Genomic DNA, 271 nt, shown 5'->3' with positions numbered 1-271 from the left:
AACTGATTGCGATTCTGAAATTGATTCACTTTCTGACGCTGACTCGGAATTTGATACTGATTGTGACTCGGAATTTGATACACTTACTGAAGCCGATTCGGAGTTCGATACTGATTGTGATTTAAAAATTGACTCACTTGTTGAAGCGGATTCTGAATTTGATACTGATTGTGATTCGGAAATTGAGGCACTTTCTGACGCTGACTCGGAATTAGAAACTGATTGCGATTCTGAAATTGATTCACTTTCTGACGCTGACTCGGAATTTGAT

Annotated in this window: 1 pseudogene; it reads left to right on the top strand. The window is 38.7% G+C overall.

From position 1 onward, the window contains the following. A pseudogene (locus ADF62_RS10990) lies at positions 1-271 on the top strand (MSCRAMM family adhesin SdrC); the annotation flags it as partial.

This window comes from Streptococcus sp. 1004_SSPC (assembly GCF_001069025.1).
Classification (GTDB): domain Bacteria; phylum Bacillota; class Bacilli; order Lactobacillales; family Streptococcaceae; genus Streptococcus; species Streptococcus vestibularis.
This window is presented reverse-complemented; position numbering and strand designations above follow the sequence as displayed.